Annotated in this window: 11 protein-coding genes; 5 read left to right on the top strand and 6 right to left on the bottom strand. The window is 72.8% G+C overall.

All coding sequences use genetic code 11. From position 1 onward, the window contains the following. The 5 genes from ABZ854_RS35880 to ABZ854_RS35860 all read right to left on the bottom strand — a co-directional run. Nucleotides 1–2,510: beta-ketoacyl synthase N-terminal-like domain-containing protein (locus ABZ854_RS35880; RefSeq protein ID WP_361219898.1), on the bottom strand; the 2,510-nt coding region annotated here is incomplete at its 3' end. A gap of 109 nt (nucleotides 2,511–2,619) precedes the next feature. Continuing rightward, nucleotides 2,620–3,837 carry a type III PLP-dependent enzyme gene (locus ABZ854_RS35875; protein ID WP_361219901.1) on the bottom strand — a complete coding sequence of 406 codons (1,218 nt, stop codon included), beginning with the start codon at nucleotides 3,835–3,837 and terminating at the stop codon, nucleotides 2,620–2,622. 107 nt (nucleotides 3,838–3,944) lie between these two features. Then, a complete protein-coding gene (locus tag ABZ854_RS35870; protein WP_361219895.1) occupies nucleotides 3,945–5,450 on the bottom strand; it encodes an AMP-binding protein in 1,506 nt (501 codons plus the stop codon). A gap of 78 nt (nucleotides 5,451–5,528) precedes the next feature. Next, complete coding sequence (locus tag ABZ854_RS35865) at nucleotides 5,529–7,085, bottom strand: AMP-binding protein (RefSeq protein ID WP_361219892.1); 1,557 nt, start codon at nucleotides 7,083–7,085, stop codon at nucleotides 5,529–5,531. 1 nt (nucleotide 7,086) lies between these two features. Further along, nucleotides 7,087–8,004 (bottom strand): ACP S-malonyltransferase, encoded by a 918-nt coding sequence (locus ABZ854_RS35860; protein ID WP_361219889.1) that lies wholly within the window; start codon nucleotides 8,002–8,004, stop codon nucleotides 7,087–7,089. Nucleotides 8,005–8,239: 235 nt separating this feature from the next. Here ABZ854_RS35860 and ABZ854_RS35855 point away from each other — a divergent pair, with 235 nt between their 5' ends. After that, nucleotides 8,240–9,847: an acyl-CoA carboxylase subunit beta gene (locus tag ABZ854_RS35855; RefSeq protein WP_361219886.1), complete on the top strand. Its 1,608-nt coding sequence runs from the start codon at nucleotides 8,240–8,242 to the stop codon at nucleotides 9,845–9,847. Then, on the top strand, nucleotides 9,844–10,032 hold the full coding sequence (locus ABZ854_RS35850; protein WP_361219883.1) for an acyl-CoA carboxylase subunit epsilon: 189 nt from the start codon (nucleotides 9,844–9,846) through the stop codon (nucleotides 10,030–10,032). The genes ABZ854_RS35855 and ABZ854_RS35850 overlap by 4 nt, the downstream gene beginning before the upstream one ends. Nucleotides 10,033–10,319: 287 nt before the next feature. On the opposite strand, the gene ABZ854_RS35845 is transcribed toward ABZ854_RS35850, so the two are convergent. Further along, on the bottom strand, nucleotides 10,320–10,889 hold the full coding sequence (locus ABZ854_RS35845; RefSeq protein ID WP_361219881.1) for a hypothetical protein: 570 nt from the start codon (nucleotides 10,887–10,889) through the stop codon (nucleotides 10,320–10,322). Nucleotides 10,890–11,076: 187 nt separating this feature from the next. Between ABZ854_RS35845 and metK the strand changes: the two genes are divergently transcribed. Genes metK through metH form a run of 3 tightly spaced genes read left to right on the top strand, consistent with a single transcriptional unit; the run spans nucleotide 11,077 to nucleotide 16,783 of the window. Next, nucleotides 11,077–12,270: a methionine adenosyltransferase gene (metK, locus tag ABZ854_RS35840; RefSeq protein ID WP_361219878.1), complete on the top strand. Its 1,194-nt coding sequence runs from the start codon at nucleotides 11,077–11,079 to the stop codon at nucleotides 12,268–12,270. Between the two features lie 14 nt (nucleotides 12,271–12,284). Continuing rightward, on the top strand, nucleotides 12,285–13,268 hold the full coding sequence (locus ABZ854_RS35835) for a carbohydrate kinase family protein (RefSeq protein ID WP_361219877.1): 984 nt from the start codon (nucleotides 12,285–12,287) through the stop codon (nucleotides 13,266–13,268). Continuing rightward, nucleotides 13,265–16,783 carry a methionine synthase gene (gene metH / locus ABZ854_RS35830; protein WP_361219875.1) on the top strand — a complete coding sequence of 1,173 codons (3,519 nt, stop codon included), beginning with the start codon at nucleotides 13,265–13,267 and terminating at the stop codon, nucleotides 16,781–16,783. The genes ABZ854_RS35835 and metH overlap by 4 nt, the downstream gene beginning before the upstream one ends. The last annotated feature ends 79 nt before the right edge of the window (nucleotides 16,784–16,862 follow it).

Raw genomic sequence — 16,862 nt, 5'->3', positions numbered from 1 at the left:
TGGCTGACAACCGTGTTCACACCTGTTTCCGGGCCGGACACGACGATCGACATCGGTCCGTTCACAGCCGCGATGCCCGTGCCGTCCGGCAACACGGCCCGTACCTCGTCCTCGGTCGCCTGCACGGCAGCCATCGCCCCGCCTGCCGGGAGCTGCTGCATCAGCCGGCCGCGTGCCGACACGATCAGCGCCGCGTCCTCCAGCGACCACAGCCCCGCCACATGCGCGGCAGCCAGCTCACCGATGGAGTGCCCGGCCAGCACATCCGGCCGCACACCCCAGAACTCCAGCAGCCGGAACAGGGCGACTTCCAGGGCGAACAGCGCCGGCTGCGTGTAGTGGGTGGCGTCGAGTTCGGTGCCGGCCTCGCCGTACAGGCCGTCCTCGCCGAACATCACGTCCCGCAGCGGGCGATCGAGGTAGACGTCGAGCGCCTCGCACACCTCGTCCAGGGCGCGCGCGAACACCGGGTACGTCACATACAGGCCGCGGCCCATGCCGAGGCGCTGGCTGCCCTGCCCGGTGAACAGGAACGCCAGCAAACCGCCGGCCGGCTCGCCGCTCAGCGGGGCCTCGCCCCGGGCGACGGCCTCCACCCCGGCGAGCAGCGCGTCCCGGTCGGCGCCGACCACGGCCGCCCGGTGCGGGAACGCCGTACGGCCCGCGAGTGCCGCAGCCACGGACCCGGCGGTCAGGTCCGGCCGGGCCCGCAGGTGCTCGGCGAGCCGCCCGGCCTGGGCGCGCAGCGCCTCCTCGGTGGTGCCGGACACCAGCCACGGCACGACCGGGGGCTCGGCGGCCACCCCGTCGGCCGGCTTCTCCACCCGCTCCTCGTCCGGGGCCTCCTCCACGATCACGTGCGCGTTGGTGCCGCTGATCCCGAACGACGACACGCCCGCGCGGCGCACCCGCTCACCGGCCGGCCACGGCCGGGCCTCGGCCAGCAGCTCCACCGCGCCCGCCGACCAGTCGATCCGGGTCGACGGCTCGTCCACGTGCAGGGTGCGCGGCAGCAGTTCGTGGCGCAGCGCCTGCACCATCTTGATGACCCCGGCGACCCCCGCGGCGGCCTGTGCGTGCCCCAGGTTGGACTTGACGGAGCCCAGCCACAGGGGCGCCTCCGGGTCGCGGTCCCGGCCGTAGGTCGCCAGCAGCGCGCCCGCCTCGATGGGGTCGCCGAGGCGGGTGCCGGTGCCGTGCGCCTCGACGGCGTCGACGTCGGCGGCGGTGAGGCCCGCGGAGGCCAGGGCGCGCTGGATGAGGCGGCGCTGCGCGGTGCCGTTGGGGGCGGTCAGGCCGTTGCTGGCGCCGTCCTGGTTGACGGCCGAGCCCCGGACCACGGCGAGGACGCGGTGCCCGTTCCTCCGCGCGTCCGACAGCCGCTCCAGTACGAGCAAGCCGGCGCCCTCCGCCCAGCCGGTGCCGTCGGCGGCCTCCGCGAACGGCTTGCATCGGCCGTCCGGGGCCAGGCCGCGCTGGCGGCTGAACGCGGTGAAGGTGCCGGGACTGGACATCACGGCGACCCCGCCCGCGAGGGCCAGCGAGCACTCGCCGGAGCGCAGCGCGTTCGCCGCCAGGTGCAGGGCGACCAGGGACGCCGAGCACGCCGTGTCCACGGTCAGGGTCGGACCCTCAAGGCCCAGCGTGTAGGCGACGCGACCGGAGATGACGCTGGTCGCGGCACCGGTCAGCAGGTGGCCCTCGAAGCCCTCGGGGGCCTGGTGCAGGCGCGGTCCGTACTCCTGGGGCTCGGCGCCCACGAACACGCCGGTGCTGGTGCCGCGCAGCGCCACCGGGTCCACACCCGCGTGCTCCAGCGCCTCCCACGACGTCTCCAGCGCGAGGCGTTGCTGCGGCTCCATGGCGGCGGCCTCGCGCGGGCTGATCCCGAAGAAGTCCGCGTCGAAGTCGGCGGCGCCGTACAGGAAACCGCCCTCGCGCGCGTACGTCTTGCCGGGCGCGTCCGGGTCGGGGTCGTACAGGCCGGCCACGTCCCAGCCGCGGTCCTCGGGCAGTGGGCCGATCGCGTCGGCGCCCGCCGCGACCAGGTCCCACAGCTCGCCGGGGGAGGCGATGCCGCCCGGGTAGCGGCAGGCCATGCCGACGATCGCGATCGGCTCGCCCGGGTCGAGAACGCCGTGCCCGGGCTCCTCGGGGGTGTCGGCCTGTGACTCGCCCAGCAGCTCGCGCATCAGCTGTGCGGCGAGGGCGCGCGGGGTGGGGTGGTCGAAGGCGATCGACACCGGCAGGTCGACTCCGGTCGCGGCGGACAGCCGCCGCTGCAGGTCGACGATGGCCAGCGAGTCGAGTCCCGACTGCCGGAACGGGCGCCCCGGGTCGAGGTCCCCGTCCGGTTCCCGGCCCGCCTTGCGCAGCGCGGCCCCGGCCTGCTCGACGACGAGCCGGAGCAGCCGCCGCTCCCGGGCGGACCCGGGCAGCCCGGCGAGCACGGCGGCCGACAGGGACGGTGCGGTTGTGTCGTGGTCGGGCTGAGCGGCGGACTCGGTCATGGTCACTGGACTCCAGGCTGGGTGATGCGACTGGCTGGGTTGTGCGACGGGCGGGTGATGCGATGCGACTGCTGTGCCGGGCGACCGCTGTGCTGTGTGACTGGCCGCGCTAGACGACGGGGGTGCGGGACACGGCGAGGCGGGAGGCCGAGACCACCTCGCCGTCGCGGAGCAGCACTTCCGCCGGGGCCGGCCGGCCCAGGAACAGCAGCAGGCTCGCGGTGGGGCCGTAGGCGCCGACGTTGGGCACGGCGAGCACGTCGCCCGGCTCGGGCGGCGGCATCCGCACCGAGCGGGACAGCAGGTCGCCCGGCGTGCACAGCGGGCCGGCCAGGCTCACCGGCACCGGTTCGCCCGTGCGGTGGCAGGCCGGGTCCACCGACAGCGGCAGCAGCCGGCCGAGACCGGCCATGCCGCCGAGCGTGTTGATGCCCGCGTCGAGGATCGCGAACGTACGGCCCCGGCTCTCCTTGACGTTGGTCACGGACGTCAGCAGCCGCCCGCTGTCACCGACCAGGTGCCGGCCCGACTCGCAGGCGATCTCCAGGCCGCCCTCGCGCCAGCGGGGCAGCCGGGTGTCCAGGGCCTTCTCCAGGGCGGCCCGCAGATTCGGGTACACGGGCCGCTCGCCCGGCACCGAGTACGGCGCCGCGAAGCCGCCGCCGATGTCCAGCATCGCCAGCGGCAGCCCGAGTTCGCCCTCCAGCCGGGCCGCCTGCTCGATCGTCGCCGTGAACTCGGCGATCAGGCTGTCCTCGTCCTTGGAGTTGGACAGCGGGAAGAAGTGCGCGCCCACCACTTCGGTGCCGGGCACGTCGAGCAGGGCGGGCAGCAGGGCGGGGAGACTCTCGGAGTCGATGCCGAACTGGGAGGGGGTGCCCGTCATCCGGATGCTGGTGGTCGCGGCGGCGACCGCGCTGTTGACGCGCAGCAGTACCTTCGCCACCGCCCCGTGCCGTACGGCGACCTCGCCGAGCCGGCGCAGGTCGCCCGCCGACTCCACGGAGAACGTCCGCACCCCCTCGGCGAGTGCCACGGCCAGCTCCCCGGCCGTCTTGCCCGGCCCGGAGTAGAGGACCGACCCGGCCGGGTGTCCGGCCTCCAGCGCCGAGGCCAGCTCCCCGGTGGAGCACACCTCGGCGCGGCAGCCGCCCGATCCCTCCCGCAGCGCCCGCACCAGACCGGGGTGCGGGTTGGCCTTCAGCGAGTAGTAGAGCGTGAACCCCTCGGGCAGCGACGCGCGCAGACCGGCGCGGGCGCGGGCCACCCGGTCCAGGTCGTACACGTACAGCGGCGAGCCGTACCGGGCCACCAGCTCCCTGTCCAGCTCCGCCTGCCGGGCGTCCGGCACCTGCCCGTCCGCCTGCCGGGCGTCCGGCACCTGCCCGTCCGGCTCCACCCGGCCAGGCTCCGCCCGACCCCGCTCCGGCGCCGTCACTTCGCGGCCTCCGCGTCGAGCATCGCCTGCAACTGCTGCTTGGCGTTCTTGCCGTTGGAGGTCAGCGGGAACGCCGTCAGCACCTTGCACAGCGCGGGCACCTTCACGGCCTCCAGCCGGGTCGCCAGCTCGCGCAGCACCGCCTGCGGGGCCAGTTCGTCGGACTCCACGAAGATCATCAGGTCGCGGTCGGCGGTCGGCTTCAGCGCGGCCGCGTTGCGCACGCCCGGGATGTCCATCGCGGCGCCCTCGATCTCGATCGTGGACACCCGCATCCCCTTGCGCTTGAACATGTCGTCGCGGCGGCCCTCGAAGTACAGGTAGCCGTCCTCGTCGACGCGCCCGTAGTCACCGGTGAACAGGCGGGTGGCGCCGGTCTCCGCGGCGGGCCGGTAGGTGCGCGCGGTGATCTCCGGCAGGTTCCAGTAGCCGGCCATGACGTGCGGCCCGGTCACCGTGATCTCGCCGCTCTCCCCGGCCGGCACCTCGTTGCCGTCCGGGTCCAGGATCGCCACCTTCGTGCCCGGGATCGGCAGGCCGGAGGAGCCGGGCCGCTCGTGGTCCTGGTCCGGCGGCATGATCGTGATCCGCTTGCACTCCGAAATGCCGTACATCCGCACGACCTTGGCGTCGGGGAAGCACTTCCACAGCCCGTCGATGATCCGCTGCTCCAGCGCCGCGCCGGTGCTGGTGAACATGCGCAGCCGGGTCGGGCGCGGGTCGCGCTGGGCGAGCCGGATGAGCGGGCCGCCGAGCGAGGGCACCAGCGGCAGCACGGTCGCGCCGCTCTCCCGGATCAGGATGTGCAGCTTGGAGTCCGCCTCGGAGTCGGCGAGGACCAGCGTCGCGCCCGCCACCGCGCACAGCAGCACCTGGAACAGGCCGTAGTCGAAGGACAGCGGCACCCGGACGAACACGGTGTCGTCGGCGCGGTAGCCGAGGACCTCGTTGATGGAGTGCGCCGCGAACAGCATCTGCGCGTGTGGGCAGATGATGCCCTTCGGCGTCGACGTCGAGCCGGAGGTGTAGATCAGCACGGCGGGCGCGTCGGACGCCTGCCCGGCCTCGCCGTCCTCCCCGTCGGCCGCCAACTCGGCCCACAGGGCGCCTACTTCGTGCACCGGCACGTCGGTCAGGCCGGACACCCACTCGCCGGCGCCGTCCGTGACGACCACGAGCCTCGGCGCGCAGTCGGCGATGACCGCGCGCAGGTGGAACTCCTTCATCTCGGCGCTGATCGGCACCAGCGCGGCCCCGACCCGGGACGCCGCGTACAGCAGCGCCGTCGTCTCGCGCACGTTCGGCAGGCGTACGACGATCCGGTCGCCCGGCGCCACCCCGGCCCGGCGCAGCCAGTCGGCGGCGGCCCGCGTCTGTGCGCCCAGCTGCTGCCACGTCCAGGAGTCCCGGGCGTCACGCACCGCGACGTCCTGTGGCCGGGCGGCGGCCTGCGCGTCGAGGAGGTGGTGCAGCAGGCGGGCGTCCTTGGTGTTCACGTCCACGGGGGCTCTCCTTGTCGTCCGTGGCTACTCGGCGTCGCCCGGAGGCCGTTGTGCGTCCCCGGGCTTCTCGGCGTCCGGTCAGCTCCGGGCCCGGCCGCTGTCCAGGAGAGTCAGCGCGCGGGACCGGAGGGCGGAGCGGTCGATCTTGCGGTTGGCGTTCATCGGGAACTCGGCCAGGTGGACCAGCAGCCGCGGCACCATCGCCCTGGGCAGCTCAGCGATCAACTCGCGGGCCAGCAGGGGGCTCTCGGTGGGGCGGCCGGTGTAGAAGGCGACCAGTTCGTGGCTGCCGGCGCGCGGCACGGCGACCGCGACGGCGTCCTCCACCCCGTCCAGGGCGCGCACGGCGTGCCCGACCTCGGACAGCTCCACCCGCCAGCCCTGCACCTGCACCTGGTCGTCGGCGCGGCCCAGATAGCCGATCTCGCCGTCCGGCCAGCGGCGCACCCGGTCACCCGTGCGGTACCAGCGGCGCCCGTCGTGGTCGAGGAAGCGGCCCTCGTTCTCGGCCGGGTCGAGATAGCCGTCGAACATCTGCGGCCCCGTGACGCACAGTTCGCCCTCGGCGCCGTCGGTGGAGCCGTCGGGGGCGAGCAGCACGTGGTCCAGGGAGGCGTGCACCGGGCCGATCGGGACGACACCGCCCAGGTACCGCTCGTCGGGCGTGGCCGGGGAGAGGCGGTGCGCGGTGACGGTGATGGTGAGCTCGGTGGGCCCGTACAGGTTCTCCACGGTGCTGTGCGGGGCCGCCGCCCGCCAGTCCTCGGCGTCGTGCCGGTGCAGCGGCTCGCCCGCGAACAGCGACCAGCGCAGGCCGTCCAGCGCGCCCGGCGCCAGCGCCCCGGAACGCCGGGCGAGCGCGATGGCCGCCGGCGTGGAGAACCACACCGTGATCCGCTCCTCGGCGAGGAACTCCGGCAACGCCCGGTACGCCCGCATCGGCAGGGGCACCACCCGGGCGCCCGCGCCCCATGCGCAGAACAGGTCGAACATCGCGCAGTCGAAGGTCAGGTCGAAGGTCTGCGTGAAGGCGTCGCCGGGCCCGAAGTCGTAACGGCCGCGCAGCGTACGGAAGTAGCTGTCGGCGGCTCGGTGGGTCGTGGGCACGCCCTTGGGCCGGCCGGTCGAGCCGGACGTGAACAGGATGTAGGCGGTGTCCTCCGGACGGACCGCGCGCGGCTCGCTCAACGGCTCACCGCGAAGCGGCTGGTGGGCCGCGACGAGCGGGAGGTCCGGCCGGCCGATCGCCTCGTACGCCGCCACGCCCCGCTCGTCCGCGATGACGGCGTCCGTCCGGGAGGCCTCCAGGACGGCCCGGTTGCGGGCGGCGGGGAAGTCCGGGTGCAGCGGTACGGCCCGTGCGCCCAGGTACAGGGCGGCCAGCAGGCCGGTGTACGCCCCGCCGCTCTTGCTGCCGAGCACGGCGACCGTGCGGGGTGCCCCGCCGCACGCGTCGGCCACGGCGCCGGCGAGCGCCAGCGCGGCCCGGTGGGCCTCGGCGTAGGTGGTGCCGTTCCCGTCGACGCGGAAGCACTCGCGGTCGGCGGAGAGGGCGAGACCGCGCAGGAAGAGGCCGTGCAGGCTGCCGTCGAGCCGGGGGTCGGCGTACGACGTCTCGGAGATCTGGGCGGTCATCTCACACCCCCGCCGCAGCCGACGCGGGGCGGGCCGCCGCCTGCCGGGGCCCCGGCCGGTCCGGGGTCACCGGGACCACCTCGAAGCGGGAGGTCGCCGACTCCACCCGGCCGAACAGTGCGTCCGGGCCGGCGACCACCAGGCGCTCGACGCCGCGCGCGTGCAGCGCGTCCAGCGTCGCGGGCCAGTCGACGGGTCGCACGAAGTGGTCCAGCAGCATCTGCCGCAGCCCGGCGGCCGTGGTCAGCTCGGCGCCGTCCTGGTCGGCGAGCACGGGCAGTTGGGGATCGCGCAGCGGAAGGGCGTCGAGGACCTCGCGGGCGGCCAGCTCACGCAGCCCGGTGAACCGCGAGGAGTGCATCGGCGGCCGCATCACGTACAGGGGGAGCGCGCCGATGGCCCGCAACTCCTTCTGGAACCGCTCCAGGCCGTCCTCGTGCACGGACACCATCTGCAGGCCCTCGTCCAGCCGGCAGGCCACCTCGTGCCAGGCGCCCCGGGCGTCCATGTCCGCGAACAGCTCGGCGAGCGGCCCGGCCGGGGCCCGTACGAAGGACTGCGTCACCACGTCACGGTGCTCGTGCGCGAAGTACTCGGCGGTGCAGCGGGCCAGGCCGGCCGTCATCCGCACCGTGTCCGGGAAGTCGAGCGCCCCGCTGAAGCCGACCACCGGCTTCTCACCGAAGCTGGCACCCGTGCACACCAGCGGCTCGCCCAGCTCCTCGCGGGCGCGCTCGGCGAGCGCCGTGCACGCGACCATGAAGGCGACCTGCGCCGCCGGGTCGTAGGCGTCCTCGCTCTGCCGGAACGCGTCGAAAAGAGACTGGCCGAGGACGTCGTCCGCGACCGAAAGCAGCTTCTTGGCACGGGAATCGAGAAGCAGGAAGCGTCCGAGTTCCCGGAAGCGGGTAGGTCCCATTCCAGGGAATGCCATCGCCGTTGTCATCGCAGCACCCGTCTTGTCGCGAACTGGCCTCGTTCGGACAGTTCTAGATGCCGCACCGGAGCACACCAACCCCTATCCCACCCCGCCCACCACCCTTAATAGGGGGAGCGGGACCGAGCATAGGGGGTGCCCGCTGTGGCCCCTGGCGGGAAAGCGCGCTTTGAATGGACGGTCCGCATCTCCGTCAGCCACATGGATGGGTGCCCCAATGACCGTGACCGAGGACACCACCTCACTCGCCCCCATGACCCAGCCGCCCCCGCGCCCCGACCCCCGGTCGCGGGTGGCGCTGCTGGACCTGGTGAAGCAGACCGTGCGGGAGGGCCCCGGACCGCGCGCCACCGAGGCGCAGTGGGCCAAGGGCAAGCTGACCGTCCACGAACGCCTCGAACTCCTCTTCGACAAGGAGAGCTTCCAGGAGATCGAGCCGCTGCGCCGGCACCGCGCCACCGGCTTCGGCCTGGAGAACAAGCGGCCGTACACCGACGGCGTGATCACCGGCTGGGGCACGGTCGAGGGCCGTACGGTCTTCGTCTACGCCCATGACTTCCGGATCTTCGGCGGCTCCCTCGGCGAGGCGCACGCCGCGAAGATCCACAAGGTGATGGACCTGGCGCTGGCGGCGGGCGCGCCCCTGGTCGCCCTCAGCGACGGCGCGGGCGCGCGCATCCAGGAGGGCGTCACCGCGCTCGCCGGGTACGGGGGCATCTTCCGCCGCAACGTGGCCGCGTCCGGGGTCATCCCGCAGATCAGCGTCATGCTCGGCCCGTGCGCGGGCGGCGCCGCCTACAGCCCCGCCCTCACCGACTACGTGTTCATGGTGCGCGGGACCTCGCAGATGTACATCACCGGCCCCGACGTCGTCCAGGCCGTCACCGGCGAGCGGATCACCCACGACGGGCTCGGCGGCGCCGACGTGCACGCCACCGTGTCCGGCGCCGCGCACTTCGCCTACGAGGACGAGGCCGAGTGCCTCGCCGAGGTGCGCTACCTGCTGTCGATGCTGCCGCAGAACAACCGCGAACTGCCGCCCGCCGTACGGCCCGAGGACTTGCCGGAGCGGCGCTGCGAGGCCCTGCTCGACCTGGTGCCGGGCGATCCCGGGCGCTCCTACGACATGCGGCCCGTCATCGAGGAGATCGTCGACGACGGCGAGATCTTCGAGGTGCACGCGGGCTGGGCCACCAACATCATCTGCGCGCTGGCCCGCCTGGACGGCCAGGTCGTCGGCATCGTCGCCAACCAGCCGGCCTCGTTCGCGGGCGTCCTCGACATCCACGCCAGCGAAAAGGCGGCGCGGTTCGTGCAGTCCTGCGACGCGTTCAGCATCCCGCTGGTCACGCTCGTCGACGTCCCCGGCTTCCTGCCCGGCCGCGAACAGGAGCACGGCGGAATCATCCGCCACGGCGCGAAGCTGCTGTACGCCTACTGCAACGCGACCGTCCCCCGCATCTCCCTGATCCTCCGGAAGGCGTACGGCGGCGCGTACATCGTCATGGACAGCCAGTCCATCGGCGCCGACCTGACCTTCGCCTGGCCGACCAACGAGATAGCGGTGATGGGCGCCGAGGGTGCGGCGAACGTCGTCTTCCGCCGCGAGATCGCCGCCGCCGACGACCCCGAGCAGGCGCGCGCCGACCGCATCCGGCAGTACCAGGAAGAGCTGATGCACCCCTACTACGCCGCCGAGCGCGGCCTCCTCGACGACGTCATCGACCCCGCCGAGACCCGCTCCGTGCTCATCCGCTCGCTGGCCATGCTCCGCGCCAAACAGGCCGCGATGCCCTCCCGCAAGCACGGGAACCAGCCGGTATGAGCCCCGCCGACGGCACAGCCATCCAGGTCCTCCGCGGCAACCCCGACCCCGAGCAGCTCGCCGCGGTCACGGTCGTCCTCCTGGCCATCCTCAGAGGCACGGAACCCCCCGAGCCCCCCACCCCACCCCCCGCGGGCTGGAGCCCGACCCCCCACCGCCTCCCAGGAGCCTGGGCCACCCCCTGACCCCTTGCCAAAAAGCGCCGCTGCCCAAAGGGGCAGCGGCGCTTCCCAACGCCCCACCCCCAAGCCGGCCCCGGCCCACCGCGCACTCACCGTCCCCCAACGTCCCACCCCCACCCCACCGAGCCGGTCCACGGTCGTTCACCTCTCGGCCCACCGAGTCGGGTGGTGGGTGGGCGAAGGGCCGGGGGGCCAGGGGGCGGAGCCTGCTGGGAGACGGCGCCGCACGCCGACGAGCGCCGCGACCCGGGGCATCCAGGTCACGGCGCTGGTCAGCACTCGCGTGCATCTCACTGCATGGCGGTCTGGCGAGCTCGCTGCGCGGCGATCGCCGGATACCGCATCGTGAACAGAACGGGCACCACGAACGTGACCACCTTGATCACGATGGCCGCGGTCGTGGCATGCGGATCAGCCTTGATCAGCAACGCCAGCGCGCCGGCGGCGACGATGAAGGACACCCCCCACACCGAGGTGATCGTCGCGTTGGTGCGGAAGAACGCCTTCGTCTTCCACACATGCTCCGGCGCGATCTTGCGCGCCAGCCCCAGCGTGAACGGCCGCCCGATGAGCAGCGAACCGAACGCCGTGACCGCGAGCCACGCGTCGACCAGGGCAGGGCCGTAGGGGATGAGGCCGGAGTCGGGCTGCTTGTACGAGAGCCAGGTGATGCCCGCGAAGAACACGAGCGCACTCACCTCGATCACCATCTCGTCCAAGCGCTTGCCCGACCGCCGCCCCTGGAAGATCACGAACGCGGCGATCCCCAGTCCCCACTCCGCGCCGCTGCGCCACTCGTCGCTCGTGGCGATCGCGGCATAGGCGATCCAAGGTAGGAAGCTGATGAGGTAGCGGGTCATGGAAAGCTCCTTTCTACCCGCCATTCAGCCAGCCCCACCTTGCAGCGCGCTAAAGCGGAATTCATCGTTGCAGAACGGACTACTTTAGTCGTCCCCAAGCATTCCGACGCACGCTTCTCCGACAACAATTACCGGACCCAGGCCCGTTCCGGCTGGAGGAACGGCTGCAGGAACGGCTGGAGGAAACGTGTCCCGTCGACTGTTCACCTCGGAGTCGGTGACCGAGGGCCATCCCGACAAAATCGCCGACCAAATCAGCGACACCATTCTCGACGCACTGATCGGCCAGGACCCGGCGGCCCGTGTCGCGGTGGAAACCCTGATCACCACAGGCCAGGTGCATATCGCGGGCGAAGTCACCACCACCGCCTACGCCGATATCCCCACGCTGGTCCGCGAGACGATTCTCGGCATCGGCTACGACTCCTCCGCGAAGGGGTTCGACGGCGCCTCCTGCGGCGTCTCCGTCTCCATCGGCGCGCAGTCGCCCGACATCGCCCAGGGCGTCGACACCGCCTACGAGACCCGGGTGGAGGGCGACGGCGACGAACTGGACCGGCAGGGCGCCGGCGACCAGGGCCTGATGTTCGGCTACGCCTGCGACGAGACGCCCGAGCTGATGCCCCTGCCGATCGCCCTCGCGCACCGGCTGGCCCGCCGCCTCGCCGAGGTCCGCAAGACGGGCCCGCTGCCGTATCTGCGCCCGGACGGCAAGACGCAGGTCACCATCGAGTACGACGGCGACCGCCCGGTCCGTCTGGACACCGTCGTCGTCTCCTCCCAGCACGCCCCCGACATCAGCCTGGAGTCGCTGCTCGTGCCCGACCTGCGCGAGCACGTCATCGAGCCCGCGCTGGCCGGCCTCGACCTGGACACCACCGGGCACCGGCTGCTGGTCAACCCCACCGGCCGGTTCGAGATCGGCGGCCCGATGGGCGACGCCGGCCTCACCGGCCGCAAGATCATCGTCGACACCTACGGCGGCATGGCCCGCCACGGCGGCGGCGCCTTCTCCGGCAAGGACCCCTCCAAGGTGGACCGCAGTGCCGCGTACGCGATGCGCTGGGTCGCCAAGAACGTCGTCGCCGCCGGACTCGCCCGCCGCTGCGAGGCCCAGGTCGCCTACGCCATCGGCAAGGCCGCCCCGGTCGGCCTGTTCATCGAGACGTTCGGCACCGAGACCGTTTCCGTGGACCGGATCCAGCAGGCCGTCACCGACGTCTTCGACCTGCGCCCGGCCGCGATCGTCCGCGACCTGGACCTGCTGCGGGCCCGCTACGCGCAGACGGCCGCGTACGGCCACTTCGGGCGCGAGGGCGCCGACTTCACGTGGGAGGCCACCGACCGGGCGGACAAGCTCCGCCAGGCCGCGACGGGTTGAGCGGGGGCCGACCCATGCGAATAGCCGTCACCGGTTCCATCGCCACCGACCATCTGATGACGTTCCCCGGGCGCTTCACCGACCACCTGGTGCCCGGCGAACTGTCCCACGTCTCCCTGTCCTTCCTCGCCGACTCCCTGGAGGTCCGGCGCGGCGGCGCTGCCGCCAACATCTCCTACGGCCTAGGCCAGTTGGGCCTGTCCCCGGTGCTGGTCGGCGCCGTAGGACCGGACTTCGCCGACTACCAGGTGCACCTGAAGGAGCACGGCGTCGACACCGACTCCGTGCACGTCTCCGCCACCGAGCAGACCGCCCGGTTCGTGTGCACCACCGACCAGGAGCAGAACCAGATCGCCACCTTCTACGCCGGCGCCATGGCCGAGGCCCGCACCCTGAGCCTCACCCCCGTCGCCGACCGCACCGGCGGCCTGGACCTCGTCCTGATCTCCCCGGACGACCCCGAGGCGATGGTCCGGCACACCGAGGAGTGCCGGGCGCTCGGCGTCCCGTTCGCCGCCGACCCCTCCCAGCAGCTCGCCCGGCTCACCCCGGAGCAGGTGCGCGGCCTCGTCGACGGCGCGGACCGCCTGTTCACCAACGCCTACGAGGCCGCCCTCGTCCGGGAACGCACCGGCTGGACGACGCGGCAGATCCTGGACCGGGTCGGCTCCTGGGTCACCACCCTCGGCGCCGACGGCGTCCGCATCGAACGGGCCGACCGGAGCGCCGTCACCGTCCCGGCCGCCCCCGTCCGCCGCGCCGTCGACCCCACCGGCGTCGGCGACGCCTTCCGCGCCGGATTCCTCGCCGCGCTCGCCGCCGGCCTGCCCGAACCGGCCGCGGCCCGCCTCGGCTGCGTCCTCGCCGCCCTCGTCCTCGAAGCGCCCGGCCCCCAGGAGTACACCCTGGACCGGGAGACCGTGACGGCCCGGCTCACCGAGGGCTACGGCCACGAGGCCGCCACCGCACTCGCACCCTTCCTGGAGGCCGCCCTGTGAGCAGCCAACGAGCGGCCACCGCCCAGCAGCTGAGGCACGCCCTGGCCACCCGCGTCGTCGTCGCCGACGGCGCCATGGGCACCATGCTCCAGGACCGCGACCCCACCCTCGACGACTTCCAGGGGCACGAGGGCTGCAACGAGATCCTCAACGTCTCTCGCCCCGACCTCGTGGCCGACGTCCACGACGCCTACTTCGCCGCGGGCGTCGACTGCGTGGAGACCAACACCTTCGGCGCCAACCTGGCCAACCTCGGCGAGTACGGCATCGCCTCCCGCATCCGCGAACTCGCCGAGGCCGGTGCCCGCATCGCCCGTGAGGTCGCCGACGGCCACAGCACCGCCGACCGGCCCCGCTGGGTCCTCGGCTCCGTCGGCCCCGGCACCAAACTGCCCACGCTCGGGCACGCCCCGTACGCCGATCTGCGTGACGCCTACCAGGAGCAGACCGAGGGCCTCGTCGCCGGCGGCGTGCACGCGGTGCTCGTGGAGACCACGCAGGACCTGCTCCAGACCAAGGCCGCCCTGATCGGCGCCCGCCGCGCCCTCAGGAAGGCCGGCGCCGACCTGCCGCTGTTCGCGCAGATCACCGTCGAGACCACCGGCACCATGCTGCTCGGCACCGAGACCGGCGCCGCCCTCACCGCGCTCGAACCCCTCGGCATCGACCTGATCGGCCTCAACTGCGCCACCGGACCGGCCGAGATGAACGAGCACCTGCGCCACCTGTCCCGGCACGCCCGCACGGGCCTGTCCGCGATGCCCAACGCCGGGCTGCCCGTCCTCACCTCCGACGGCGCCCACTACCCGCTCGGGCCCGTCGAACTGGCCGCCGCGCACCGCCAGTTCGTCATCGAGCACGGGCTGAGCCTGGTCGGCGGCTGCTGCGGCACCACCCCCGAGCACCTGCGGCAGGTCGCCGACGCCGTACGCGACCTCGAACCCGTCCGCCGCGACCCGCGCCCCGAACCGGCCGCCGCCTCCCTCTACACCTCGGTCCCCTTCCGGCAGGACACCTCCTACCTGGCCATCGGTGAGCGCACCAACGCCAACGGCTCCAAGAAGTTCCGCGAGGCACTCGTCCGCGAGGACTGGGAGACCTGCGTCGAGATCGCCCGCGACCAGATCCGCGACGGCGCCCATCTGCTCGACCTGTGCGTCGACTACGTGGGCCGCGACGGCGTCGCCGACATGAGGGAACTCGCCGGCCGCCTCGCCACCGCCTCCACCCTGCCCGTCGTCCTCGACTCGACCGAGCCCCCGGTCCTCCGGGCCGGCCTCGAACGGCTCGGCGGCCGCGCGGTCGTCAACTCCGTCAACTACGAGGACGGCGACGGCCCCACCTCCCGGTTCGCCCGAATCATGCCGCTCGTCACCGAGCACGGCGCCGCCGTCATCGCGCTCACCATCGACGAGGAGGGCCAGGCGCGCACCGCCGAGTGGAAACTGCGCGTCGCCGAACGCCTCATCGCCGACCTCACCGGCAACTGGGGCATGGCCGAGGGCGACATCCTCGTCGACTGCCTCACCTTCCCCATCGCCACCGGCCAGGAGGAGACCCGCCGCGACGGCGTCGAGACCATCGAGGCCATCCGGGAACTCAAGCGCCGCCACCCCGCCGTGCAGACCACGCTCGGCCTGTCCAACATCAGCTTCGGCCTGAACCCGGCCGCCCGCACCGTCCTCAACTCCGTGTTCCTGCACGAGTGCGTCGCCGCCGGACTGGACTCGGCCATCGTGCACGCCTCCAAGATCCTGCCCATCTCCCGCATCCCGCAGGAGCAGCTGGAGTGCGCGCTCGACCTGGTCCACGACCGGCGCCGCGAGGACTACGACCCCCTCCAGCGCTATCTGGAGCTCTTCGACGGCGTCGACACCCGCTCGGTGAAGGCCTCCCGCGCCGCCGAACTCGCCGCGCTGCCCGTTCCCGAACGGCTGCGCCGCCGCATCGTCGACGGCGAACGCCAGGGCCTGACCGCCGATCTCGACGAGGCGCTGACCGAGCACTCCGCCCTGGAGATCGTCAACGACATCCTCTTGGACGGCATGAAGACCGTCGGCGAACTCTTCGGCTCCGGCCAGATGCAGCTGCCGTTCGTCCTGCAGTCCGCCGAGGTGATGAAGGCCGCCGTCGGCCACCTCGAACCGCACATGGAACGCACCGACGCCGCCGGCAAGGGCACCCTCGTCCTCGCCACCGTCAAGGGCGACGTCCACGACATCGGCAAGAACCTCGTCGACATCATCCTCACCAACAACGGCTACAACGTCGTCAACCTCGGCATCAAACAGCCGGTCTCCGCGATCCTCGAAGCCGCTGAGCAGCACGGTGCCGACGCCATCGGCATGTCCGGCCTGCTGGTGAAGTCCACGCTGGTGATGAAGGAGAACCTCCAGGAGCTCAACACCCGTGGCCTCGCCGAGACCTACCCCGTCATCCTCGGCGGCGCCGCGCTCACCCGGGCGTACGTCGAACAGGACCTGCACGCGCTGTACGACGGCGAGGTCCGCTACGCCCGCGACGCCTTCGAGGGCCTGCGCCTCATGGACACCCTCACCGCCCTCAAGCGCGGCGAACCGGGAGTGGCACTGCCCGAGTTGAAGCGCCGCAGGGTCCGTACGACGGCCGGCGCACGCCCCGCCGAACGGCCGGCGGAGCTGCCGGCGCGCTCCGACGTGGCCACCGACAACCCCGTCCCCGAACCACCGTTCTGGGGAACACGCGTCACCAAGGGCATCCCGCTCGCCGACTACGCCTCCTGGCTGGACGAACGCGCCACCTTCATGGGCCAGTGGGGCCTGAAGTCCGCGCGCGGCGGCGACGGGCCGAGCTACGAGGAACTCGTGGAGAGCGAGGGCCGGCCCCGGCTGCGCGCCTGGCTGGACCGGCTGCACACCGAGAACCTCCTCGAAGCGGCCGTCGTCCACGGCTACTTCCGCTGCGTCTCCAAGGGCGACGACCTGATCGTCCTCGACGAGAACGGCGCCGAACGCACCCGTTTCACCTTCCCGCGCCAGCACCGCGACCGCCACCTGTGCCTCGCCGACTTCTTCCGCCCGGAGGAGTCCGGCGAGACCGACGTGATCGCCTTCACCACGGTCACCATGGGCAACAGGGTCTCGGCCGCCGCGAACGAGCTGTTCGCCGCCGACGCCTACCGCGACTACCTGGAACTCCACGGCCTGTCCGTGCAGTTGACGGAGGCGCTCGCCGAGTTCTGGCACGCCCGCGTCCGCACCGAACTCGGCATCGCCGGCCACGACCCGGCCGACCTCGCCGGGATGCTCCGCACCGACTACCAGGGCTGCCGCTACTCCCTCGGCTACCCGGCCTGCCCCGATCTGGAGGACCGCGCCAAGATCGCCGGGCTGCTGCGCCCCGAACGCATCGGCGTCAGCCTCTCCGAGGAGTTCCAGCTCCACCCGGAGCAGTCCACCGACGCACTGATCCTGCACCACCCCGAGGCCGTCTACTTCAAGACGACCGGCGGCCCGGCCGGGGAGGCGGCTGCCTAATGCTGTTGTCAAGCCACGAGACGCAGGGGTGCTCGGGCCTGGAAGGGCTGGCGGTCACGGAGCATGGCGTAGAGGACGT

The organism is Streptomyces sp. NPDC047028, from assembly GCF_040644095.1.
In the GTDB taxonomy this organism is placed as follows: Bacteria; Actinomycetota; Actinomycetes; order Streptomycetales; family Streptomycetaceae; genus Streptomyces.
Note: the sequence above shows the minus strand (reverse complement) of the source record. Positions and strands in the feature narration are given on the sequence as shown.

Excerpts from the sequence above, each read along its gene's own strand:
- ABZ854_RS35850 (WP_361219883.1), top strand. The coding sequence starts at position 9,844 with ATGAGCCCCGCCGACGGCACAGCCATCCAGGTCCTCCGCGGCAACCCC.
- ABZ854_RS35860 (WP_361219889.1), bottom strand. The coding sequence starts at position 8,004 with ATGGGACCTACCCGCTTCCGGGAACTCGGACGCTTCCTGCTTCTCGAT.
- ABZ854_RS35865 (WP_361219892.1), bottom strand. The coding sequence starts at position 7,085 with ATGACCGCCCAGATCTCCGAGACGTCGTACGCCGACCCCCGGCTCGAC.
- ABZ854_RS35845 (WP_361219881.1), bottom strand. The coding sequence starts at position 10,889 with ATGACCCGCTACCTCATCAGCTTCCTACCTTGGATCGCCTATGCCGCG.
- ABZ854_RS35835 (WP_361219877.1), top strand. The coding sequence starts at position 12,285 with ATGCGAATAGCCGTCACCGGTTCCATCGCCACCGACCATCTGATGACG.
- ABZ854_RS35855 (WP_361219886.1), top strand. The coding sequence starts at position 8,240 with ATGACCGTGACCGAGGACACCACCTCACTCGCCCCCATGACCCAGCCG.